General features: G+C 35.5%; 18 protein-coding genes. 17 read left to right on the top strand and 1 reads right to left on the bottom strand.

Translation table 11 applies throughout. The annotated features are described in order from the left end of the window. Window positions 1-139 precede the first annotated feature (139 nt). From ACYSNW_RS10345 to ACYSNW_RS10280, 14 genes are all read left to right on the top strand, one after another. The gene (locus ACYSNW_RS10345) at window positions 140-1,024 is read left to right on the top strand and encodes a carbohydrate ABC transporter permease (protein ID WP_461744422.1); all 885 of its coding nucleotides are present in this window, start codon (window positions 140-142) and stop codon (window positions 1,022-1,024) included. Between the two features lies 1 nt (window position 1,025). Continuing rightward, on the top strand, window positions 1,026-1,901 hold the full coding sequence (locus ACYSNW_RS10340) for a carbohydrate ABC transporter permease (RefSeq protein ID WP_461744421.1): 876 nt from the start codon (window positions 1,026-1,028) through the stop codon (window positions 1,899-1,901). Window positions 1,902-1,913: 12 nt separating this feature from the next. Further along, window positions 1,914-2,654, top strand: coding sequence for a hypothetical protein (locus tag ACYSNW_RS10335; RefSeq protein WP_461744420.1), 741 nt, complete (start codon window positions 1,914-1,916; stop codon window positions 2,652-2,654). Between the two features lie 16 nt (window positions 2,655-2,670). Then, window positions 2,671-4,110: a glucuronate isomerase gene (uxaC, locus tag ACYSNW_RS10330; protein ID WP_461744419.1), complete on the top strand. Its 1,440-nt coding sequence runs from the start codon at window positions 2,671-2,673 to the stop codon at window positions 4,108-4,110. A gap of 17 nt (window positions 4,111-4,127) precedes the next feature. After that, on the top strand, window positions 4,128-5,624 hold the full coding sequence (gene xylB, locus ACYSNW_RS10325; protein WP_461744418.1) for a xylulokinase: 1,497 nt from the start codon (window positions 4,128-4,130) through the stop codon (window positions 5,622-5,624). A gap of 47 nt (window positions 5,625-5,671) precedes the next feature. Further along, window positions 5,672-7,801 (top strand): glycoside hydrolase family 3 C-terminal domain-containing protein, encoded by a 2,130-nt coding sequence (locus ACYSNW_RS10320; RefSeq protein WP_461744417.1) that lies wholly within the window; start codon window positions 5,672-5,674, stop codon window positions 7,799-7,801. Window positions 7,802-7,806: 5 nt separating this feature from the next. After that, on the top strand, window positions 7,807-8,379 hold the full coding sequence (locus tag ACYSNW_RS10315; protein ID WP_461744416.1) for a DUF459 domain-containing protein: 573 nt from the start codon (window positions 7,807-7,809) through the stop codon (window positions 8,377-8,379). Then, window positions 8,376-10,016, top strand: a complete 1,641-nt coding sequence (locus ACYSNW_RS10310) for a glycoside hydrolase family 43 protein (RefSeq protein WP_461744415.1) — start codon at window positions 8,376-8,378, stop codon at window positions 10,014-10,016. Before ACYSNW_RS10315 ends, ACYSNW_RS10310 begins: the two co-directional genes overlap by 4 nt. 19 nt (window positions 10,017-10,035) lie before the next feature. Beyond that, a complete protein-coding gene (locus tag ACYSNW_RS10305; protein WP_461744414.1) occupies window positions 10,036-11,679 on the top strand; it encodes a mannitol dehydrogenase family protein in 1,644 nt (547 codons plus the stop codon). A 23-nt stretch (window positions 11,680-11,702) separates the two neighbouring features. Further along, window positions 11,703-12,791 carry a mannonate dehydratase gene (gene uxuA, locus ACYSNW_RS10300; RefSeq protein ID WP_461744413.1) on the top strand — a complete coding sequence of 363 codons (1,089 nt, stop codon included), beginning with the start codon at window positions 11,703-11,705 and terminating at the stop codon, window positions 12,789-12,791. 121 nt (window positions 12,792-12,912) lie between these two features. After that, window positions 12,913-13,947 carry an aldose epimerase family protein gene (locus ACYSNW_RS10295; protein WP_461744628.1) on the top strand — a complete coding sequence of 345 codons (1,035 nt, stop codon included), beginning with the start codon at window positions 12,913-12,915 and terminating at the stop codon, window positions 13,945-13,947. Window positions 13,948-14,247: 300 nt separating this feature from the next. After that, complete coding sequence (locus ACYSNW_RS10290) at window positions 14,248-15,231, top strand: DUF1002 domain-containing protein (RefSeq protein ID WP_461744412.1); 984 nt, start codon at window positions 14,248-14,250, stop codon at window positions 15,229-15,231. 408 nt (window positions 15,232-15,639) lie between these two features. Further along, a complete protein-coding gene (glpK, locus tag ACYSNW_RS10285) occupies window positions 15,640-17,145 on the top strand; it encodes a glycerol kinase GlpK (protein WP_461744411.1) in 1,506 nt (501 codons plus the stop codon). 30 nt (window positions 17,146-17,175) lie between these two features. Beyond that, entirely contained in the window at window positions 17,176-17,907 is a 732-nt protein-coding gene (locus ACYSNW_RS10280) for a class I SAM-dependent methyltransferase (RefSeq protein WP_461744410.1), read from the top strand. A gap of 307 nt (window positions 17,908-18,214) precedes the next feature. On the opposite strand, the gene pgmB is transcribed toward ACYSNW_RS10280, so the two are convergent. Continuing rightward, a complete protein-coding gene (pgmB, locus tag ACYSNW_RS10275) occupies window positions 18,215-18,874 on the bottom strand; it encodes a beta-phosphoglucomutase (RefSeq protein WP_461744409.1) in 660 nt (219 codons plus the stop codon). A 156-nt stretch (window positions 18,875-19,030) separates the two neighbouring features. Here pgmB and ACYSNW_RS10270 point away from each other — a divergent pair, with 156 nt between their 5' ends. The 3 genes from ACYSNW_RS10270 to ACYSNW_RS10260 are packed head-to-tail and all read left to right on the top strand — an operon-like array spanning window position 19,031 to window position 22,107. Then, a complete protein-coding gene (locus ACYSNW_RS10270; RefSeq protein WP_461744408.1) occupies window positions 19,031-19,465 on the top strand; it encodes an RDD family protein in 435 nt (144 codons plus the stop codon). After that, window positions 19,443-19,736, top strand: a complete 294-nt coding sequence (locus ACYSNW_RS10265; protein ID WP_461744407.1) for a hypothetical protein — start codon at window positions 19,443-19,445, stop codon at window positions 19,734-19,736. Before ACYSNW_RS10270 ends, ACYSNW_RS10265 begins: the two co-directional genes overlap by 23 nt. A gap of 43 nt (window positions 19,737-19,779) precedes the next feature. Beyond that, window positions 19,780-22,107, top strand: a complete 2,328-nt coding sequence (locus ACYSNW_RS10260) for a glycoside hydrolase family 65 protein (RefSeq protein WP_461744406.1) — start codon at window positions 19,780-19,782, stop codon at window positions 22,105-22,107. Window positions 22,108-22,151: the final 44 nt, after the last annotated feature.

The raw sequence follows: 22,151 nt of genomic DNA, 5'->3' as shown, positions 1-22,151 counted from the left end.
ATTTAGTTCTTGGAATTGATTATTTTGCCTCGACCTCGTTCTAAATCAACTACATTTCTTAAAATAGTGTTTATCTTATGTTGATTTTTAATAATTCACTAGTTGTGAATATCTCATAGTATTTCGGAGGTTTTTAATTATGAAAGAAAAAAAAGCGGGTCTAATCTATATAACCCCTTGGCTAATTGGTTTTTTGATTTTAACTCTTTGGCCAATTATAGCATCGTTTTATTATGCATTGACAGATTATTCTTTGGCACGTGTGGGTCAAACGCCTGAGTTTTTAGGCATACAAAATTATGTCAACTTATTTAAAGATCAAACGTTTATAGCTTCTTTAAAAGCAACCTTGATTTATACGGCATTTACGGTTCCATTTCAGTTAGCATTTGCGTTGTTTGTCGCGTTTATATTGAATTTTAAATTGAAAGCGATTAATTTGTATCGTACAGCGTACTATATTCCTTCTATTTTAGGGGGGAATATTGCTATAGGCGTGTTATGGCGCTCAATGTTTCAACCCAAAGGCCTAGTCAATATCTTCTTGGGCTCCTTTGGCATTCAACCAATCGATTGGTTATCTACAGCGACTGGTGCAATGACTGTTCTAATTTTATTAAAAATTTGGCAATTTGGTTCGTCCATGTTGATTTTCTTAGCGGCGTTAAAGGAAATACCAAGAGATTTGTATGAATCTGCTAGTTTAGATGGCGCATCAAAATTCACTCAATTCTGCAAAATTACAATTCCACTGATTACACCAACTATTTTCTTTAATTTAGTAATGCAATTAAATAATGCTTTTCAAGAATTTAATGGTCCGTTTATTGTAACTGGAAAAGGACCGCTAAACTCAACCTATCTAACTTCAATGTTTATTTACGACAAGGCATTCAAAGAATTTGATATGGGCTATGCTAGTGCGGCTAGTTGGGTGCTATTTACTATTATTGTTGCAACAACCATTCTACTGTTCGCAAGTCAGCGGAAATGGGTCTACTATTCTGATGGAGGTGGAAAATAAGATGGAAGTAACACCTAGTTTAGCTGAAAAAAGAAGAATACAAAAACAACGAATTCAATCAGTTATTCGTTACGTTTTGCTGACTGTGTTAGCAATTGTTATGCTTTATCCGATTATCTGGATGATTGGGGCATCGTTTAAACCTAACAATGAAATTTTTACGTCAATTGGTTTTATACCTAAAAAGATAGATTTTCAATCATATATTGATGGATGGAATACCAAAGGTGATTATACCTTTACCTTATATTTTATCAATACGTTTAAATATGTATTACCCAAAATATTCTTTACAGTGATTTCTGCGACAGTTACAGCGTATGGGTTTGCACGTTTTGATTTTCCATTCAAGAAAATTATGTTTTCTTTACTTATGGCAACGATGTTTCTGCCACAAGTTGTAACAAGAATTCCTTTGTACTTATTTTGGAAGAACTTAGGAATGCTTGATACATATATTCCATTAGTTGCCAATTCTTTTTTCGCACAAGAACCATTTTTTGTTTTTATGATGATTCAATTTTTACGTTCAATTCCGAAAGATTTAGACGAGGCAGCTACTATGGATGGGTGTAATTCTTTTGAGATTCTATGGAGAATTTTAGTTCCAGCTTTAAAACCAGCATTGATTTCCTGTGTAATTTTCCAATTTGTATGGACATTTAGTGATTTTCTTGGTCCATTGATTTACATTACTTCACAAGATAAATATCCAGTTTCATTAGCTTTAAAATTGAATGTCGATCCGTCAACAAATACACCATGGAATCAAGTGTTTGCAATGTCACTGATTTCATTGTTGCCAGCGATTATTTTATTCTTTAGTGCGCAAAAATATTTTGTTGAAGGTGTAAACTCATCTGGTATCAAAGGATAGGAGATATGATGGATGTTTAACAAAAATTCTGATTTTCTCATAAATTATACCGTATCTTCTGTTCAATTTATCTATCGTTTATTTGTGCAAAATACTTTTTTTATTCTTTCAAATGCGTTATTTCTATGTGTATTATTTTTTATCCGTTTATCCATAAATAATTTTGTGTTCTTTATTATTCCGATTTTCTTTTTTTTGGTTAGCTTTTCGGGACAATTTAAAGTGATACAAGAAAGTGAAGAGACAATTTCTCTTAGAAAATACTTTTTATTGTATAAGGAGATACTGAGAAATAGTTGGGCAACGTTTCTCTTTTATACGTTTTTTATTGTATTCATAGTTGTTGATTTACGTATTTTATTTTTAGCGAAATTACCTGTGATGATGTATCCATTTTTAATTACGAGTTGTTTTTTACTAAGTAGTATGTTTTTTAATCTATTGATTTCTTCAGATGTGCGTGCGAAAAAACTTTCATTTAAACGTAAAATACTTTGGTCTATACGAATTAGTTATCGATTACCTAGAGTTGCAGTCGTAAATGGAATATATTTATTCATCTCATTGTTCTGCTTGCAAAATTTTTCATTGGCATATCTCTGTTTTTTTGGTGGAGCAATCAATTATTTTTTATTCAAGAATCTAACACGTAGTTTTTCTGTTTCGTTATTTTATAAGCAAATACTTGGTGAGGATACGAGTAGTGAGGAAACAAAAAGCCTCAAAAATAGTTCGAAAGACATGTCACATTAAAAGGTAGAGGAGTCTTATGTTTATACATCGAAATTTTTTATTACAAACAGAGCTAGCGAGTTATTTATATCATGATCATGCGGCACAATTGCCGATTATCGACTATCATTGTCATTTAAATCCAGAACAAATTGCTGAAGATTATCGTTTTACATCGATCACAGAATTATGGTTGGGTGGAGATCATTATAAATGGCGTGCGATGAGAGCCTGCGGAATTCCAGAACGTTTCATAACTGGTGATGGTAATGAATGGGAGAAATTTCTAGCTTGGGCTCAAACAGTCGAACGATCTTTGGGCAATCCATTGTATCATTGGACACATTTAGAATTAAAAATGTATTTTGATATAACCGAATGTTTAAGTGAAAAATCAGCTCCAAAGATATATGCAAGATGCAATGAGTTTCTTGCTACACATCAAGTAACCGCACGTTCTCTGATAAAAAATTCAAATGTTCGTTATGTTGCTACAACAGATGATCCGTTAAGTGATCTAAAGTTTCACAAAAAAATCAAAGCGTCAGGTTTTTCTTGTATTGTAGCACCTAGCTTTCGTCCAGATCCATTTTTTGCAATCGGAAATAGCACATTTGTTGAATATGTCAAAAAAATTGAGTTAAAAACAAATCGATCAATCAAATCTTTTTCATCATTGATCACATTTTTGGAAAATAGAATAGCGTACTTTCATCAATGTGGAGGAAGAATTAGTGATCATGGATTTACAGAGTTAGCTTATGCGAAGGCGAGTAATCAAGAGTTAGATGAGATTTTAAGAAAAGCGTTGGCACAATCACCTCTGACAGTACATGAAAAAGCTCAGTGGCAAGGTCAATTAATGGTTGCGTTAGGGCGAATCTATCATCATCATAACTGGGTCATGCAAATTCATTTTGGTGCGATTCGTAATACAAATACACGATTACTAGAGCAAGTAGGCTATGATGCTGGTGGTGATTCTATTTATGATCAAGCCCAAATCGCAAAACCGATGAATGAGTTTTTAGACAGTCTTGATCAGACGAATCAATTACCAAAGACGATTTTGTACAATTTAGATCCTAAACAAAATGATGTCATTGCTACGACTGTAGCGAATTTTCAAATGAATAATGATGGAATCAGAAATAAAATTCAATTTGGAGCTGCTTGGTGGTTCAATGATTCTTATCGAGGGATGGTTCAGCAAATGGATTCGTTAGCGGATAATGGACTGCTTAGAAACTTTGTTGGGATGTTAACCGATTCGAGAAGCTTTCTAAGTTATTCTAGGCATCATTATTTTCGACGGATTTTAGCGAACTACTTAGCTGAAAAAGTGACAGCAGGTATTTACCCAAATGATCTCGAATTAATGGAATCCATCATCAAGGAAATCAGTTATGCGAATGCTGAAACCTACTTTGATTTAGTTGAACAAGTAAGTGGAAATAAAAAGAACAGAAAAAAATAGATTAGAAGGAGGGGCAAATGAGTTACGTATTAGGTTTAGATTTAGGAACAAGTTCGATCAAAGGATTGTTAGTCAATCAAAAAGGAGAGGTTGTTTCTTGTGTCTCGCATAACTATCCAGTACTTATACCGCAAGCAGGTTACAGTGAACAAGACCCTACTTTATGGATAGAAGCGACAAATAATATTTTGCAAGAAATGGTGCAAAAGGTACCAGACATGTCTTCTGAATTAGAAGGAATTAGTTTTTCTGGTCAAATGCATAGTTTAGTTTTACTGGATGAATCCGGTACGGTCATTCGAAATGCTATTTTGTGGAACGATGTTCGTACCACAGAACAATGTAAATACTTAATGAAACACTACAAAGAACAGCTACTTGAAATTACAAAAAATAGTGCGTTAGAAGGTTTCACTTTACCTAAAATTTTATGGGTGCAAGAAAATGAACCAGAGAATTGGGAACATACTGCTAAGTTTTTGCTGCCTAAAGATTATCTTGCCTATTACTTAACTGGAAAAATGCAGATGGATCTATCAGATGCGGCTGGTACTTTGTTATTAGACGTCCAGTCAGAAAAATGGTCCGATGAATTGATGAATGCCTTCTCTTTGAAAGAAGAGGTTATGCCAGAATTGATTTCTTCGACTGACTTAAGAGGAGAACTTCGCGAAGAATTACAAGAAAAATTTGGGTTTCAGCAACCTGTTAAAATTTTTGGAGGCGGAGCGGATAATGCCTGTGCTGCATTAGGAGCTGGAATTGTTTCAGAAGATATAGCATTAGCTTCAATCGGGACGTCCGGCGTATTTCTTAGCTATGAAAATGATAAAACGAAATCTTATCAAGGAAAATTACACTTATTCAATCATGTGTTGAATGATGCAGTGTATTCAATGGGGGTTACATTAGCTGCTGGAGATAGTTTAAGTTGGTTTAAAGCTACGTTTGCACCAAATAGTCCATTTGAACAGCTTTTAAATGACATTGATACTGTCCCACCAGGGAGTGATGGGTTGATTTTTACACCTTACATTGCAGGAGAACGTACACCTTATGTCGATAGTCAAATTCGTGGTAGTTTTATTGGCATAGATAGAAACCATGAATTAAAACACTTTACAAGAAGTGTACTGGAAGGAATAACGTTCTCATTGCGAGATAGTCAATCCTTAATGGAGAAAGTAGCAGGAAAAACATTTAATAAAATTGTTTCTGTTGGCGGTGGTGCTAAGAACCATGATTGGTTGCAGATGCAAGCAGATATTTTTGAAACACCTGTGGTTACACTGACTACTGAACAAGGACCTGGGTTAGGGGCGGCGATGTTAGCAGCATTAGGTTGTGGTTGGTTTGAAACAGTTGAGGACTGCGTTGCAACATTTGTCCACTATACAGAAGAATACCTTCCCAATGAGAAACATGTTCAAAACTACCGAGAAATATATAAAATTTATCAAGAAATATATGGTGTAACAGCAAATTTAACCCACCAGTTACAAAAGTGTCGTTAAAATTAAATGGCGTCTATTGATGTCGGAAGGAAATGAGGAGGAGGACTTTGATTTCACGTCAAGAAGCACGAAAAATTGCGACAGAAGTAGTAGGGAAGATGACTCTTGCAGAAAAAATCGATCAAATTTATTTTAGAGCGCCAGCAATTCCACGATTAGCTATTAACGAATACAATTATTGGAGTGAAGGATTACATGGCGTAGCTCGAGCAGGCGTAGCAACGATGTTTCCTCAAGCCATTGGATTGGCTGCAACGTTTGATGATCAGCTGATTCATGACGTAGCCGAAGTGATTTCGATTGAAGGAAGAGTAAAATACAACTATTTTACGGCTGTCGGAGATCGTGATATATATAAGGGGTTAACGTACTGGTCGCCAAATCTTAATTTATTTCGTGACCCACGCTGGGGAAGAGGGCAGGAAACTTATGGAGAAGATCCTATTGTGATTTCAAAGTTAGGGAATGCTTTCATCAAAGGATTGCAAGGAGAAGGGGAGTACTTACGTTTGGCTGCATGTGCAAAACATTTTGCGGTTCACAGCGGACCAGAAGCAGACAGGCATTCATTTGATGCAAGAGTTACTCTCAAAGATCTTTTTGAGTTCTATCTTCCCGCATTTAAAACTGCGGTTGAAGAAGCCGAAGTAGAAAGTTTAATGGGGAGCTATAATGCAATCAACGGTGTCCCTGCTTGTGTAAATGAAGAGTTGTTACAAGAGATTTTGAGGAAACAATGGCAGTTTGAAGGACATGTTGTTTCTGACTATGGTGCTTTAGAAGATGTTTATCAGCACCATCAATATGTAGCAACTGCTGCAGAAACAATGGCTCTAGCGATGAAAGTAGGCTGTCATTTATGTGCAGGGGAGATATCTTCAGCCTTGTTTGAAGCGTATATAAGAGGAATCGTAACAGAGGAGGAAATTACAGAGTCCGTGATTGCTTTATATACAACTCGTGCCCGTTTAGGGATGTTTGATACGGCGTGTGAATTTCAAGAGCTTCCTTATGAATTAAATGATTCTATAGCACATCAAGAATTAAATCGAAAAGTAGCTCAACGATCAATAGTTTTACTTAAGAACGAAAATTTATTGCCTTTGGATAAAAAAAAATTAAATACAATTGCAGTAATCGGTCCCAATGCGTCAAGTGAGCTAGCTTTGAAAGGGAATTATTTTGGAACGGCTTCTAGTTATCACACTTTTTTATCAGGAGTAAAAGATGAAGTGGCTGATTCAGTCCGTGTTTATTATGCATTGGGCTGTCATTTAGTTAAAGATCATGCAGAATCTAGTTTATCTAAACCAAATGAAAGAGAATCAGAAGCCGTGATTGTAGCGCAACAAGCAGATGTCGTTGTTTTATGCTTAGGATTAGATGCTACTTTAGAAGGGGAGCAAGGTGACGGAGGAAATATTTACGCTGCAGGAGACAGAGAGGAAATCAGTTTACCAGAACCACAAAAAAGGTTACTTAACGCAATTTTAAAACAAGGAAACCCCGTTATTTTGGTTCTTGCTTCTGGAAGTGCAATCAGTTTAGATGGTCTAGAAACACATCCATTACTTAAAAGTATTATTCAAACTTGGTATCCTGGCAGTTTGGGTGGTAAGGCATTAGCAGATATTTTATTTGGTAACATTAGTCCTAGTGGTAAACTACCTGTAACGTTTTATCAAAGTGTAAAAGACTTACCGAATTTTACTGATTATTCCATGTCCAATCGAACGTATCAAAATTCTAAAGCAGAGGTTCTCTATCCGTTTGGATATGGATTAACTTATGGAAAAAGTCAGGTAACAAAAATGCTGATTGAAAATGCTGAAAATATCGTTATTACTATTGAAATGAAAAATGATTCTGAATGGCTAATTGAAGAAGTAGTACAAATCTATGGGAAAATTGAAGGCTCGATTTATGCACCAAAAAATTGGAAATTAGTAGAATTTCAGCGCATACAATTAAATGGAAATGAAAAGAAAAGCATAAGCCTTTCTTTGGATAAATCATGTTTGAAAGTGGTTGATGAGAAAGGGAACTATTTTTATGATGGAGAGTATGTCACTTTTTATGCTGGATTCTCACAACCCGATGAACGTTCATTACAATTAACTGGACAACCCCTTATTTCGCAACGAATTCAGCTAAACCAACTAATTGGCAAGGAGTGACTGTTATGAAAACCATTGCGATTTTTGGTGATTCGATAACTGTTGGTTGGTTTCAAAATCGGTCTACAACGCTATTGAAAGAGTTGTTAGAAGAACAACTCTTTGAGTATAAAATCGAAGCGAAAGTCGTGTTGTTTGGTGTTGCAGGAGAAGATACGAACGATGGGTTAAAACGAATTAAGGATGTTCAGAAACAACAAGCTGACTATGTTTTGATTTTTTTTGGAGCCAATGATGCAGCTAAACATCATAATGTTAATCCTAAGCAGTACCAAGCGAACGTAACAAAAATGCTCTCTTTAATAGAAGAAAAAGTTATTTTATGCACACCACCAAGAGTAAACGAAAAAAAAATCGACACCTCTGAACGAACGAATAAACAAGTTGCAAACTATGTACAGGCAATCTATCGAATTCATAAAACATTGAATATCCCCATTGTAGATGTCTATCAAGCAATGAGTCAATTCCAGCAGCCTGAGACACTTTTACAAGAGGATGGACTTCATCTTTCATTGCGTGGCTATCAATTGTTGACTTCGTTAATCGTTTCAGAAATTAGAAAGGACCTATTATGAAAATTAAAAATCCTATTTTACCTGGGTTTAATCCAGATCCATCCATTATTCGTGTAGAAGATACGTATTATATTGCAACCTCAACCTTTGAATGGTTTCCAGGTGTTCGAATACATGAGTCGAAGGATTTAGTTCATTGGAATCTATTACCTGCACCACTTTCGACGACAACCTTATTGGATATGCAAGGAAATCCATCATCCGGAGGTATTTGGGCGCCAGATTTATCATATGCGGATGGAAAATTTTGGTTGGTTTATACCGATGTTAAAGTTGTAGAAGGCGCATTTAAAGATATGACCAATTATCTGACGACTGCAACGGATATCAGCGGACCGTGGTCAGATCCAATTAAATTAAATGGTGTTGGATTTGATGCATCGCTGTTTCATGATGATGATGGGCGGAAATATTTATTACAGCAAACGTGGGATCATCGAGAATATCACCATCCATTTAATGGTATCACACTGACTGAATTTGATGTAGATCGTATGAAGCTAGATCCTAAATCTGCAAGAACTATTTATGAAGGAACAGATGTCAAGCTTGTTGAAGGCCCACATATTTACAAAATAAATAATGAATATTATTTATTTGCTGCAGAAGGAGGAACTGTATATACACATCAAGAAGTGGTTGCTCGCTCAAAAACATTAGAAGCCTTCTCTTTTAAAACACAACCAGATGCGCCATTTTTGACTAATTTCGATACGCCAAATTCTTATTTACAAAAACAAGGACATGGCTCACTAGTAGAAACACCTAGTGGAGAATGGTATTATGCGTCATTGTCTTCTCGACCATGGCATCATCCAAATGAATCTGTTACGGACCCACGCGGTTGGTGTTCTTTAGGTAGGGAAACGTCAATCCAAAAGGTAACGTGGAATCAAAACGGTTGGCCGAAAATCGTTGGTGGTCATGGAGGAGAAACTGAAGTAGAAGCGCCTCAAGATGCTATCATCACAGAAGCGCAAGCTAATCATTCACAAATAGATCAGTTTATTGGCGAGACTCTTGATCAGAATTGGAATACACTACGTGTTCCATTTAATAAACAAATGGGAAGGCTAGAAGCAGGGAAGTTAAAATTAGTTGGACAAGGAAGCTTATCGAATTGCCACAATACATCACTAATTGCTCGTCGTTGGCAAGCTTTTTATTTTGATGCCACAACGAAAGTCAACTTTGTACCTTTTTCTTATCAACAAATGGCCGGACTAACGAATTTCTATAATGATAAACATTGGTCTTTTGTGTTTATTACCTGGGATGAGGAAAAAGGTCGAGTGATTGAAGTTGCAGAAAATAACCGTGGGATTTACACCTCATTCTTGAAAGATAAAGCCATCATTATTCCCGAAGATGTAGAATATGTTTGGTTCAAATCAAAAAATAGAAAACAAACGTATTCATATGCTTACTCATTTGATGGTGAAAATTGGCAAGATATTCCTGTTGTTTTAGACGCTGTTATTCTGACAGATGATTATGTGTTACAAACCTATGGAGGCTTTTTCACAGGAGCCTTTGTTGGACTAGCAGCGGTAGACTATGCAGGATATGATACAGTCGCAACATTTGATTATTTTGATTACTATGAATATGGCGATAGCGAAGAATTTGTTGATTGATAAAAAGAGGTGAAGATTTGTGGAAATCACAGAAAATTACAAAACAAACCCAGAGATTTTTGAAGAGAGAAATATAAAGATTCCTTGCTACAGCGATCAGGTAATGAGAAGTGCCACCGAAATGAACCCTGAATGGGTTCATTTCGGTGGAGGAAATCTCTATCGATGTTTCCATGCTGGAGTTGCCCAAGAATTACTCAATACGAGTGAATTGACGACAGGGATTGTCGTTGTTGAAACATTTGGTCAAGACATGATAGAAGAGTTGTATCATAATTTTAACAATCGATCATTGACGGTGACAATGAAAACAGACGGAACATTTACGCAAGAACTAATTGCGTCCACCGCAGAAGCTCTTTTTTTCAATCGAATGAATCCAAAAGATGTTCATCGATTAGTTACTATTTTTAAGAATCATTCCCTAAAAATGGTGACATTAACAATCACTGAAAAAGGGTATCTAGTCAAAAAAACAACTGGAGAATTATTGCCTGATGTTAGCCAAGATATTAAAGTAGGTCCTGTATTTGAACAATTAGAAAATACAATGGCTAAACTCGTATTTCTTTTATATCAACGCTTTTTAGCTGGAGCAACGCCTCTAGCAATGGTATCGACAGATAATTTTTCTCAAAATGGGGATCATTTAAAAGCGGCTATCATAGAAATTGCTAAAGGATGGGCGCAAATGGGGCATGTTCCGGCAACCTTTGTATCGTATTTGGAAACAGAAGGGAAAATTAGTTTTCCATATTCGATGATTGATCGAATTACACCATTGCCAAATCAGGAAATTGCGGCATCATTAGAAGCACAAGGTATTGAAAAAATGTTTTCGTTTGTTTCCAAAAATCAAAACTTGCATTTAGCCGCATTTGTTAATACAGAAGAAGCTCATTATTTAGCAATTGAAGATGATTTTCCAAATGGAAGGCCAGCATTGGAAAAAGCAAGTGGTGTATTTTTAGGAGACAAAGAAACAATTAGAAAAGCAGACTTGATGAAAGTTTGTACATGTTTAAATCCGTTGCATACAGCATTAGCAATTTTTGGTGTGTTACTAGGATTTGATCGTATTTATCAAGAGATTCAAGACAACGATTTATTGCATTTAATTGAACAAATTGGATTTATAGAAGGAATACCTGTTGTTGAAAATCCTAGAATCATTGAGCCAAAAACATTCATTAATGAAGTAATTTATCAGCGTTTTGCTAATCCAAACATTCCAGATACACCCCAACGTATTGCAACAGATACATCGCAAAAAATTGGTATTCGTTTTGGGGAAACACTCAAAGCTTACAGACAAGATCCAACAAGAAATGTGACAGATCTCCACTTTATTCCGCTAACAATTGCTGCATGGTGTCGCTATTTGATGGCAATCGATGACAAAGGAAATTCGTTTGAACCTAGTCCGGATCCTTTATATGACGAACTGTATGAGCAAGTTGCAGCGTTTAAATTAGGAGAGGTGGATCCAGTTAAGACTCACCAAAAATTACAACCTATTTTACAAAACAAAGCTATTTTTGGTAGTGATTTGTATGAGTTGGAGATTGCTGAGAGAATAGAAGACTATTTTACAAGAATGATTTCAAAACGTGGAGCTGTAAGAGCAACATTACAAGAAGTATTAGCAAAATATAAAAAATAAGCATAAAGGAAATGGTGACTAAAATGAAAATGACCATGCGCTGGTATGGAAAAGATAATGATCCTGTAAAAATCGAGTATATTAAACAAGTTCCTGGAATGAAAGGAGTTGTTGGGGCATTATTTGATGTTCCAGTCGGAGAAGTTTGGCCTATGGATAAAATAAAACAACTAAAGGTAGATACTGAAGCAGCTGGTCTAACTTTAGAAGTGATTGAATCTGTAAATATTCATGAAGATATCAAATTAGGGTTGCCAACACGTGACCAATATATTGAAAATTACAAAGAAACGATTCGTCGTTTAGCTTCAGTTGGAGTGAAAGTTATTTGCTATAATTTTATGCCTGTTTTTGACTGGATGAAAACTGAAATGGCATACCCCTTGCCAGATGGTTCGACAACGATGGCCTTTTTTCTTGAAGGAGTACAAAAATCACCCGAGCAAGTCGCAAAAGAGGTTTTAGAAAAAAATGAGGGTAATCATTTACCAGGTTGGGAACCGGAGCGTTTAAATGACGTGACGAAATTAATTCAACAGTATGAAGGAGTAACAGAAGATGATCTTAGAGCAAATTTGGCATACTTTTTAGAAAAAATTATACCAGTTTGTGAGGAAGTGGATGTTAGAATGGGGATTCATCCAGATGATCCACCATATTCAATTTTTGGCTTACCAAGAATCGTAAAAAATCGTGAAGACTTAGATTATATTTGTAGAGTCGTTGATTCTCCATATAATGGAATTACCTTATGTACAGGTTCGATTGGAGAAGACCCTAAGAATGATTTGATTGCTATTGTTGCTGAATTTGCTAAACGCGATCGCATTCCATTTGCTCATGTACGAAATATCCGTTTTGTTGGTGAAGGAAAAGATTGTTATGAATCAGCACATCTATCAAGTGAGGGATCACATGATCTCTTTCGTGTGATGGAAGCGTTGTATGATAATGGTTTTGACGGGTATATCAGACCTGATCATGGACGAATGATCTGGGGTGAAAAAGGACGCCCTGGCTACGGGTTGTACGATAGAGCATTGGGAGCGATGTATTTAACTGGAATTTGGGAAAGTCTAGAAAAAAGAGAAACTCCTCAGTCACGTTCCTAAATTTTATTTTACGATTTCTACAGATAGAATTTTATGAGAAACGGCTATGGCTGAAAAAGCTATATGCTGTTTTTTTATTATAGATATAGAAAATAAACTTGTTTTAGAACAAACTGAGGAGATGAGAAAGTTGGAAATTAGCAAAAGGAAATTCGGAGAAAAAGCTACGTTGTTGACTTTGAAAAATGATCATGGTTTTGAGTTGTCAGTGACTGATTATGGGGCACGTATTACATCACTAATTGTGCCTGTAGCAGGTCATTTAAGAAATCTTGTATTAGGATTTGATTCAGCTGAAGAATATATAGAAAAGGATACTTATATGGGGGCAACGATTGGGCGTTTCGCTGGAAGAATCAAAAATGGGATATTTCGAATTGATAATCAACAGTATCAGACCCCTATAGATAAGCAAACAGGACATATATTACATGGTGGCTATGGTTTCGATAAATATTTTTGGACGTACTCTGAAAAAATCGAAACAAATCAAGTCTCAGTTACATTTACATTAAAGAGTGCTGCAGGTACGGAAGGATTTCCAGGTGATCTATTCGCTGAAGTCACTTACAAATTAACAAACGAAAATGAATGGATTTTGGTATATAAAGCCGAAACTGATGAACCGACCATTTATAACCCAACAAATCATGTGTATTTTAATTTAGATGGAGATCCAACCATACCAATCGATCACCAAGTACTGAAAATTATGGCTACAAAATATATCGAAGTAGATTCGCAGGTAATACCAACTGGAAATATACGAGTGACAAGAGATACACCGTTTGACTTTAGTCAAGGGAAAAAAATAGGCGATTTGTTTGACCATGTAGGCTCAGAACTCAGTAAAATCGATGGATTAGACCATCCGTTCTTATTGGATACAGCATCAACACAGGTGTGTCTAATTTCAGCAGATAAAAAAGTTTCCTTAGAGATGACGACTGATGATCCAGCAGTCGTTGTTTTTACAGCAAATTTTGGAAATAACGGTCCTTTAATTCGAGGCAAAAAAGTGGCAAATCATGGAGGGCTCACTTTGGAAACCCAAGTGCCTCCTGGTGTAACTGATTATTGTTCTTGGGGGAATGTGATACTTAGACCAGAAGATAAATATGAGAAAACTACTAAATTTAAATTTTATATTAGTTGATATAAGTTATGGATGAGCTATTTGAGGCAAAATTGGAGCTCACTTAAAAATAATTGATTCCAAAAATTGTATAAGTAGGAGGATCATCGAATTATTTTATTCATCTTAATTTATGAAATGAAACCCTTAAGTTACATCTATACTGTTGATTTATTTAAGTGATAAGACAAAAATGATTTTTGCTCCAGTCTCTTAGTAAGAAATTAAATATTCTTTAAAGGATGAAGTGAAAATGAACGAAGACTTTTATTTTATAGTATAGTTAATGTCTAAAATAAAACCTATTATATGGAGGTCTTTATGAAATTCAAACCCAAAAAAATAGTAGTAGCATTAGCGGCGGCTTTGATACTAATACCATTCTTTTTGAATAGCAGTTCAGTATTAGCGACTGAAAGCAGTTCGAGTGCTGATGAATCTAGTTCAACCGATAGTTCTGAAAAAACAACCGATAGTAAAAATGAACCTTTGCAAATAAATGCTGTTGCGTTAGGAAATGCGTTAAACCAAGAACAAAAAGAGTATACACTGAAAAAACTTGGGGTAAAAGGTGAAACGCCTATTTATACAACAACGGGTGCAGATCTTGTAAGTTTTATTCCTGATGGCGGATTTAATAATGATTGGGCGGTTTATAGCTCTGTACGAATGCAAACCTTAAAAGCTGGAGAAGGAATTTCAGTCGATATTGCAACGCCTGAAAATATTACGAGAATCACGGCTGCACAGTATCAAAATGCTGCCTTGACAGCTGGGATTTCAGATGCTAAATTGACGGTTGCTTCAGCAGTGCCAATCGATGGTTCGGGGGCTTTAGCAGGTGTTTATAAAATTGTTGAAGAATCAGGCGGGATTATTAGTCGTGATCGAGTAGAAGTAGCGCAAGATGAGATGGATGTCTTATCTAAAATCACTGAAGAAAATAAAGATAAAAAAGGCTATTCAGATGAAGCGTTAAACGCGGCACAAGAGCAAGCTAAAAAGGAACTAGCAGCTATGACTGCAGATGGTACAACGTTGACACAAGACGACATTAAAAATGCTGTCGAAACAGCGTTGAAAGATCAAGGAATCAGTGACATCATTACTTCTGATCAATTAAATGAGCTTACTTCACTAATGAGTGATATGAAAGATAAAAATATTTTTGAAGATTTTGTTAATGAATTAGATTTAACAAAAGCAAAAGAACAAATTCAGGCTAAATCCAAAGGTCTTTGGAATGGCATCAAAAACTTTTTTAGTGGAATTTGGTCTTCTATAACAGGCGTTTTTGAAAAATAAAGCAAAGTACTTAAAATTAGTAAGGGATTCAAAATGTTCAAATACGATTAATACATTAAATAAAAAATGGAATAAATAGCTTAGGTAACAACAGGCTTTTGTTCCATTTTTTATTTTGTTAAAATGAGGTTGGGACAAAAGTGATTAGCTCTGAGAACCGAGTAGGTATTATGCTCTTTGCAATGAATGATGGTTAAGAAATTGCGAAGATTCTGATTGTTTTATACATTTGTTCGGTGTTAAAAGATAAAACAAAAGTGATTTTTACTTTTATCTCATCCACTTTGGATTCATAAAAGTTAAAGTATACATATGCTAAGACTTTTTTGAATTAAAATCAGTAATTTCTATAATCATTCAGTAAAATAAACGATGACAACTAGTGAGTTTGAAAGTGAGCGGATTAAAATGACAGAAACAAGCTATATTATGGCTATCGACCAAGGAACGACCAGTTCACGTGCCATTATTTATGATAAAAAAGGTCAGCAAGTGGCAAGTTCACAAAAAGAATTTACACAGTATTTTCCTAATGACGGATGGGTAGAGCACAATCCAAATGAAATTTGGAATTCCGTTCAATCAGTGATTGCCGATGTTTTTATTGAATCTGAAATTAAATCAAACCAAATTACCGCAATCGGTATTGCAAATCAACGTGAAACAACTGTTGTTTGGGATAAATATACGGGAAAACCGATTTACAATGCGATTGTTTGGCAGTCACGTCAATCCGCAGAAATAGCCAATCAATTAAAAACAGCTGGTTATGAAGCCTTTTTTCATAAGAAAACAGGGTTAGTTTTAGATGCCTACTTTTCAGCAACAAAGATTCGTTGGTTATTAGATCATGTTGAGGGAGCCCAAGAACTAGCCGAACAAGGTGCCTTGCTTTTTGGAACAATTGATACTTGGTTGACATGGAAATTAACGGACGGAAATACTCATGTAACGGATTATTCGAATGCAAGTCGAACGATGCTATACAATATTAATGAACTTGAATGGGATCAAGAAATTTTAAAAGTACTAAATATCCCTCAGTCTATGTTACCAAAAGTTTGTTCAAATTCTGAAATCTATGGCTATACAAAAAGCTATCATTTTTATGGCAGTGAAGTTCCAATTGCTGGAATGGCTGGCGATCAGCAAGCTGCTTTATTTGGCCAAATGGCTTTTGAACCAGGAATGGTAAAAAATACGTATGGAACAGGTTCATTTATTGTGATGAATACTGGAGAAAAGCCTAAATTATCAAAAAATAATTTATTAACAACAATTGGTTATGGCATTAACGGAAAAGTTTACTATGCGCTAGAAGGTAGTATTTTTGTTGCAGGCTCGTCTATTCAGTGGTTACGTGATGGGCTAAAAATGTTATCTAAAGCAAGTGAGGCCGAAGCAGCAGCGTTATTGTCTCAAAATCAAGATGAAGTCTATGTGGTTCCTGCTTTTGTTGGTTTAGGGGCTCCATATTGGGATCAACAAGCGCGCGGAGCCATGTTTGGATTGACCAGAGGAACAACGAAAGAAGACATTATTAAAGCAACATTACAGTCGATTGCTTATCAAGTGCGAGATATTATTGATACGATGCAAGAAGATACTGGGATTGAGATTCCAGTTTTAAAAGTCGATGGCGGCGCAACGCAAAATAATTATTTATTACAGTTCCAATCAGATCTTTTAGCGCTTCCAGTCCAAAGAGCGCATAATTTAGAAACAACTGCGCTTGGCGTCGCTTTTTTAGCAGGACTTGCGGTTGGCTATTGGAAAAATATTGATGAAATTCGAGCATTTTATCAACCTGGAAAACTATTTGAACCACATATGGATGAGCAAAATCGGGAAAAACTCTATCATGGTTGGCAACAAGCAGTAAAAGCGACGCAAGCATTTAAGCCAAGTGAATAAAAGCTTTAAACAGAGAAATGAGTGTGAAAAATGGTTAGAAAAATTTATGATGATCCTGAATTTTTTAAAAAGTATAGTGAAATGTCACGAAGTCAAAAAGGTCTTTCTGGTGCAGGAGAATGGCATGAATTGAAAAAAGTTTTGCCTGATTTTCAAGATAAGGTCGTTTTAGATCTAGGTTGCGGTTTTGGCTGGCATTGCTTTTACGCAGCCGAACATGGCGCAAAACAGATTATTGGCGTGGATATTTCTGAAAAAATGTTAGCAGTCGCAAATAAAAAAAATGAATTCGAGCAACTTTCGTTTGTGCTAGATAATATTGAAACGGTTGATTTTGAAAAAGATACGTTTGATGTTGTAATCAGTTCATTAGCCTTTCATTATTTAGAATCATTTGACGTAATTGCTAAAAATGTCCGTAGATATCTAAAGAAAAATGGTAAATTTATCTTTTCAGTAGAGCATCCCGTTTTTACAGCAGAAGGAAGTCAAGATTGGATATACAAAGATGGCGAAATTGATCATTTTCCTGTTGATCATTACTTTGATGAGGGAGTAAGAACAGCGAATTTTTTAGGGACAGAAGTTGTAAAATACCATAAAACGTTGACAACCTATTTAAATGGATTACTACAAAATGACTTTCAAATTGATCAAGTAATTGAGCCAATGCCTGATCAAGATATGTTGACTATACCTGGAATGAAAGATGAACTGAGACGACCAATGATGCTGATTGTGGCAGCAACGAATAGAAAATAAATACAAAAAAGAGGAGGTTGGAACAAAAGCGGTTAGCTCCGAGAACCGAGTAGGTACGATGCATCATCGAATCACTACGTTCTTCGTGATTTATCGCAATAAGAAGGAATTTCCGGAAATTGCTCTTCAAATTTTTGGTAAATTTCGGCTTATTTCTGAAGGAACTGCTTTTGTACCACCGTTTGTTCGAGTTTATAAGATAGAACAAAAGTGTTCTTTACTTTTGTCTCACCTACTCCTTTTTAATCATTACTCAAAGTTTATAAATTTAGCATTCGGCTCTATGAAACATAAGTAAAAAATAGTTTCATTTATTCCATTGTTGAATCAATTGTTCAAGCGATAAATAACTCGTATCTGGAACGACAGTTGTCGCAGCCTTTAAGGTTTCTTGATCTCCTATCCCGATAGAAATCATTTGTGCATCATTGATTGCTTGGACACCAGAATAAGCATCTTCAATTCCGATACATTGATCTGGAGTTACATTTAGTTGTTCTGCTGCTCGAATGAAAATTTCTGGGTCTGGTTTTCCTTTAGTCAAGAGTTCAGGATTCACAATTGTATCAAAAGTATCCATCAAATTTAAGTTTTGTAGAATTTGTGGTGCATTTTTACTGGCAGAAGCAAGACCAATTTTGATGTTTGCTTCTTTTAATTCAGCTAACAAACCTGAAATACCTGGTAAAATATCTTCTGGTGTCAATTGCTCAATCAATTGTACATATAAATTATTTTTTTCTGTAGCAAGTGCTTCTTTTTCTTCAGCTGTAAATTGGTTCTCCAAATTTCCTAAGGCTAAAATTCGGCGTAACGATTCTGTTCGATCGACCCCTTTTAACTCTTCATTAAAGCTTTCAGTTAAAGTGATACCAAGTTTCTCCCCCAATTTTTTCCAAGCAACAAAATGAAACTGAGCGGTATCGGTAATTACACCATCTAAATCAAAGATTACTGCTGTAAACATAAAAAACCTCCTAAAACGTTTTAGTAAAATCTGATTTTGATTATAAAACAACTAAAAAAATAATGCAAACTTTTTTTGAAAACGCTTGAAATTAATAAAAAAATTTGTTAATATGCAAATATAACGAAAAGCTTTTCGTAAAAAGGCGGTGATTTTTTGAATGGAAAAATGGTATTAAGATTTTTAGCTTGGATGATTGATATTTTATTGATTTTACTTCCAAGTTATATGCTTTTAGCTGTTTTAGGCATCAATGGTTTAGCGATGGTTGTTTTACCACAGTTATTATTCGCGGTCTATAATTGTGCTGCGACTGTTTCTTTTAATGGCAAAACAATCGGAAAATATTTTGCTCGTCTGTCGGTTCATGTAGAGGATAAGGGTGCAATTCATTATGGCATGCGGGAAGTGGCGAAATTACTTTATTTTTTACCGAAAATTGGTGTTGTATTCATGCTTTTAAATGGAGCATGTATTTTAATTTTTAAAAAGACCATCCAAGATTGGCTAGGTAAAAGTCAAGTGCTATTAGATCATGAGAAAAAGCAGTTAGAAAGAGGCGATGATTATGAACGACAATTCATACGATGATATTTTAGCTGAAAATCCAATTGCTCACATTGACTCGCTCCGTTTATTGTTGTTATTCTTTATGGCAATCGTCGTGGGTTATCTTTTAGCATGGGTGTTAAAAAATAAATACGATACAAAGTACCTAATTCGAGCGTATCTTATATACGGTATTATTCATTTACTTATTGGTATTATGCTATTAAAAATGGCCTTAGTGATTGTTATTGGTTCCTATCTTTTGGGAGGCGTTTTCACCATTTTTCGTTCAAATCGCTATTTTTATGAGTAATTTTTTTAGTTTAAATCTAAAACGTTTTCTGTAGGAGGAATTTATGCAAACTGGAATGAAGTATTATAAAGAAAATCCATGGTTGATTGGAGAAAGTGAGTTTCAATTAGATTGGTTAGGTAAAGCAGAAGCTGTGATGTGCTTAGGAAATGGCTATATGGGACTTCGTTCAGCGACGGAAGAATCATATATTGGTGAAAAAAGAGACACCTTTGTTGCAGGAACGTTTAATAAATTTGATGAAAACGAAGTAACCGAATTGCCTAATGTACCAGATTTGATTGCGATGGATCTTCGTTTAAATAAAACACGCCTTGATTTGACTAAAGGAACAGTCTCTGACTATCAACGAACATTGAATTTAAAGACAGGCGAATTGGTTCGTTCGTTTACTTGGAAACTGAATGAGATTCATGCACAATTTATATTTAAGCGTTTTGTTTCCTTTGATAATAAGCATTTGATTGGTCAAACAGTCGAGATTAAAAACTTAGGTGAAGCGCTAGCGATTGAATTGATTTCTGGGATTGATGGACAAGTAACCAATAGTGGTTCGCAACATTTTACAGAAGGTGATAAAGCATTAACCGAAGGAAAGTATATGCAAATGATGCCATATACCAGCCAATCAAATATCTTTTTTGTTTTATCGACCGTTCATAGTATCAAGAAAATGACGGATGTATATGAAGAAACTAAAAAGCGAATCGAGATGGGACGCCGAAAAATTTACAATCGTTATTGGTTAAATTTAGAAAAAAATGAAACAGTAACTATCGAAAAAATTTCTTCGATTCATACTAGCATTGATAAAGATACTTTAGGTCAAACGTTAGAAGAAGTAAAAAATAGAGCAATCGAGGAATTAAAACAAGCTCGAACAGTCGGTTATGAAGCCTTATTAAAAGCGTCAAAAATAGCGTGGGAAAAACAAGTCTGGTCTGTTTTACCGATAACGGTGCAATCTGAAAACTTTAAAGATCAACTAGCGATTAATTTTGCGAAATATCATTTACATGTGATGACACCGGCTCACGATGAACGAATGAACATTGGTGCCAAAGGGATGTCTGGTGAAGGATATAAAGGTCATACGTTTTGGGATACAGAAGTTTTTATGCTTCCTTATTTTACCTTTACCCATCCAGAAATTGCCCGAAAATTAGTAACCTATCGTTATTTAGGCTTAGAAGGTGCGCATAAAAAAGCCAGCAGCAATGGTTTTGAAGGTGCTCAATTTCCATGGGAAGCGGCTTGGCCGGATGATGGGGAAACCACGCCGGTTTGGGGAGCTGCCGACATCATCACAGGGAAACCAACTAAAATTTGGTCTGGCTTTATTGAACAACATATTACTAGTGACGTTGCCTTTGGGATTAAACAATTCTTAGATGTGACAGGTGATCAGACCTTTGCCAAAGAAAAAGGCTATGAAATTATTTTAGATACAGCGAAGTTTTGGGCAAGTCGCTTAGAATGGCAGGAAGCAAAACAACGCTACGAGATTTTAGAAGTGGTTGGGCCTGATGAATATAAAGAACATGTGGACAACAACGCGTTTACTAATTATACAGCGCATTGGAATATCACATTAGCGATGGGGCTATATGAAAGATTACAGTCGTTTGATCCAGACACCTTTAACCGTTTGAATGACAAACTAGAGTTGGAGCGTGTTTATCAAGAGTGGCAGGAGAAAGTGGGGAAAATTTATTTACCACAACCAAACGAACAAGGTGTGATTCCACAAGATGATACCTATCTTTCCAAGCAAATTATCGATTTGACGAAATACAAAAATGATGTTCAAGTGGGAACGCTTTTCCATGAATATAATTTAGAACAAGTCAATAATATGCAAATTACGAAGCAAGCAGATGTTTTGTTACTGCTTTTCTTATTTGAAGATCTTTTTCCAAAAGAAGAAAAATTAGTGAATTGGAATTATTATGAACCAAAAACGATGCATGATTCGTCGCTTTCATTATCAACGCACGCTATTTTGGCTGCTGATTTAGGAAAACAAGCATTATCTTATGAATTATTCAACCAAGCAATGAATATTGATATGGGTGAAAATATGACTTCTTCAAATGAAGGGATTCACGCAGCATCGTTAGGTGGTATTTGGCAAGTAACTGTTTTTGGATATGGTGGCGTTCGTTGTTTAGATGGCCGTTTACGGATTGAACCTCATTTACCGAAAGAATGGCAAAAACTATCTTTTGGGATTGTTTGGCAAGGAAATCCAGTCATAATCGAAGTCACTCAAGCCCAAGTTACGGTAATGAACCAAGGAACAAAAGAAATTTCCTTTGAAGCATTTGGAACAACTTATTCTGTGAAAGAGCAACAAACCGTTACGTTTTAGTTGAAACAACTTATTCTGTAAGCATGATGAACAAACAAATAAAT

Source organism: Enterococcus sp. LJL99, assembly GCF_054871725.1.
Note: the sequence above shows the minus strand (reverse complement) of the source record. Positions and strands in the feature narration are given on the sequence as shown.

Bases quoted from the DNA above. Each gene is read 5' to 3' on its own strand.
- ACYSNW_RS10345 (WP_461744422.1), top strand. From the start codon at position 140: ATGAAAGAAAAAAAAGCGGGTCTAATCTATATAACCCCTTGGCTAATT.
- ACYSNW_RS10340 (WP_461744421.1), top strand. From the start codon at position 1,026: ATGGAAGTAACACCTAGTTTAGCTGAAAAAAGAAGAATACAAAAACAA.
- ACYSNW_RS10335 (WP_461744420.1), top strand. From the start codon at position 1,914: ATGTTTAACAAAAATTCTGATTTTCTCATAAATTATACCGTATCTTCT.
- uxaC (WP_461744419.1), top strand. From the start codon at position 2,671: ATGTTTATACATCGAAATTTTTTATTACAAACAGAGCTAGCGAGTTAT.
- xylB (WP_461744418.1), top strand. From the start codon at position 4,128: ATGAGTTACGTATTAGGTTTAGATTTAGGAACAAGTTCGATCAAAGGA.
- ACYSNW_RS10315 (WP_461744416.1), top strand. From the start codon at position 7,807: ATGAAAACCATTGCGATTTTTGGTGATTCGATAACTGTTGGTTGGTTT.
- ACYSNW_RS10310 (WP_461744415.1), top strand. From the start codon at position 8,376: ATGAAAATTAAAAATCCTATTTTACCTGGGTTTAATCCAGATCCATCC.
- uxuA (WP_461744413.1), top strand. From the start codon at position 11,703: ATGAAAATGACCATGCGCTGGTATGGAAAAGATAATGATCCTGTAAAA.
- ACYSNW_RS10295 (WP_461744628.1), top strand. From the start codon at position 12,913: ATGAGAAAGTTGGAAATTAGCAAAAGGAAATTCGGAGAAAAAGCTACG.
- ACYSNW_RS10290 (WP_461744412.1), top strand. From the start codon at position 14,248: ATGAAATTCAAACCCAAAAAAATAGTAGTAGCATTAGCGGCGGCTTTG.
- glpK (WP_461744411.1), top strand. From the start codon at position 15,640: ATGACAGAAACAAGCTATATTATGGCTATCGACCAAGGAACGACCAGT.
- ACYSNW_RS10280 (WP_461744410.1), top strand. From the start codon at position 17,176: ATGGTTAGAAAAATTTATGATGATCCTGAATTTTTTAAAAAGTATAGT.
- pgmB (WP_461744409.1), bottom strand. From the start codon at position 18,874: ATGTTTACAGCAGTAATCTTTGATTTAGATGGTGTAATTACCGATACC.
- ACYSNW_RS10265 (WP_461744407.1), top strand. From the start codon at position 19,443: ATGAACGACAATTCATACGATGATATTTTAGCTGAAAATCCAATTGCT.
- ACYSNW_RS10260 (WP_461744406.1), top strand. From the start codon at position 19,780: ATGCAAACTGGAATGAAGTATTATAAAGAAAATCCATGGTTGATTGGA.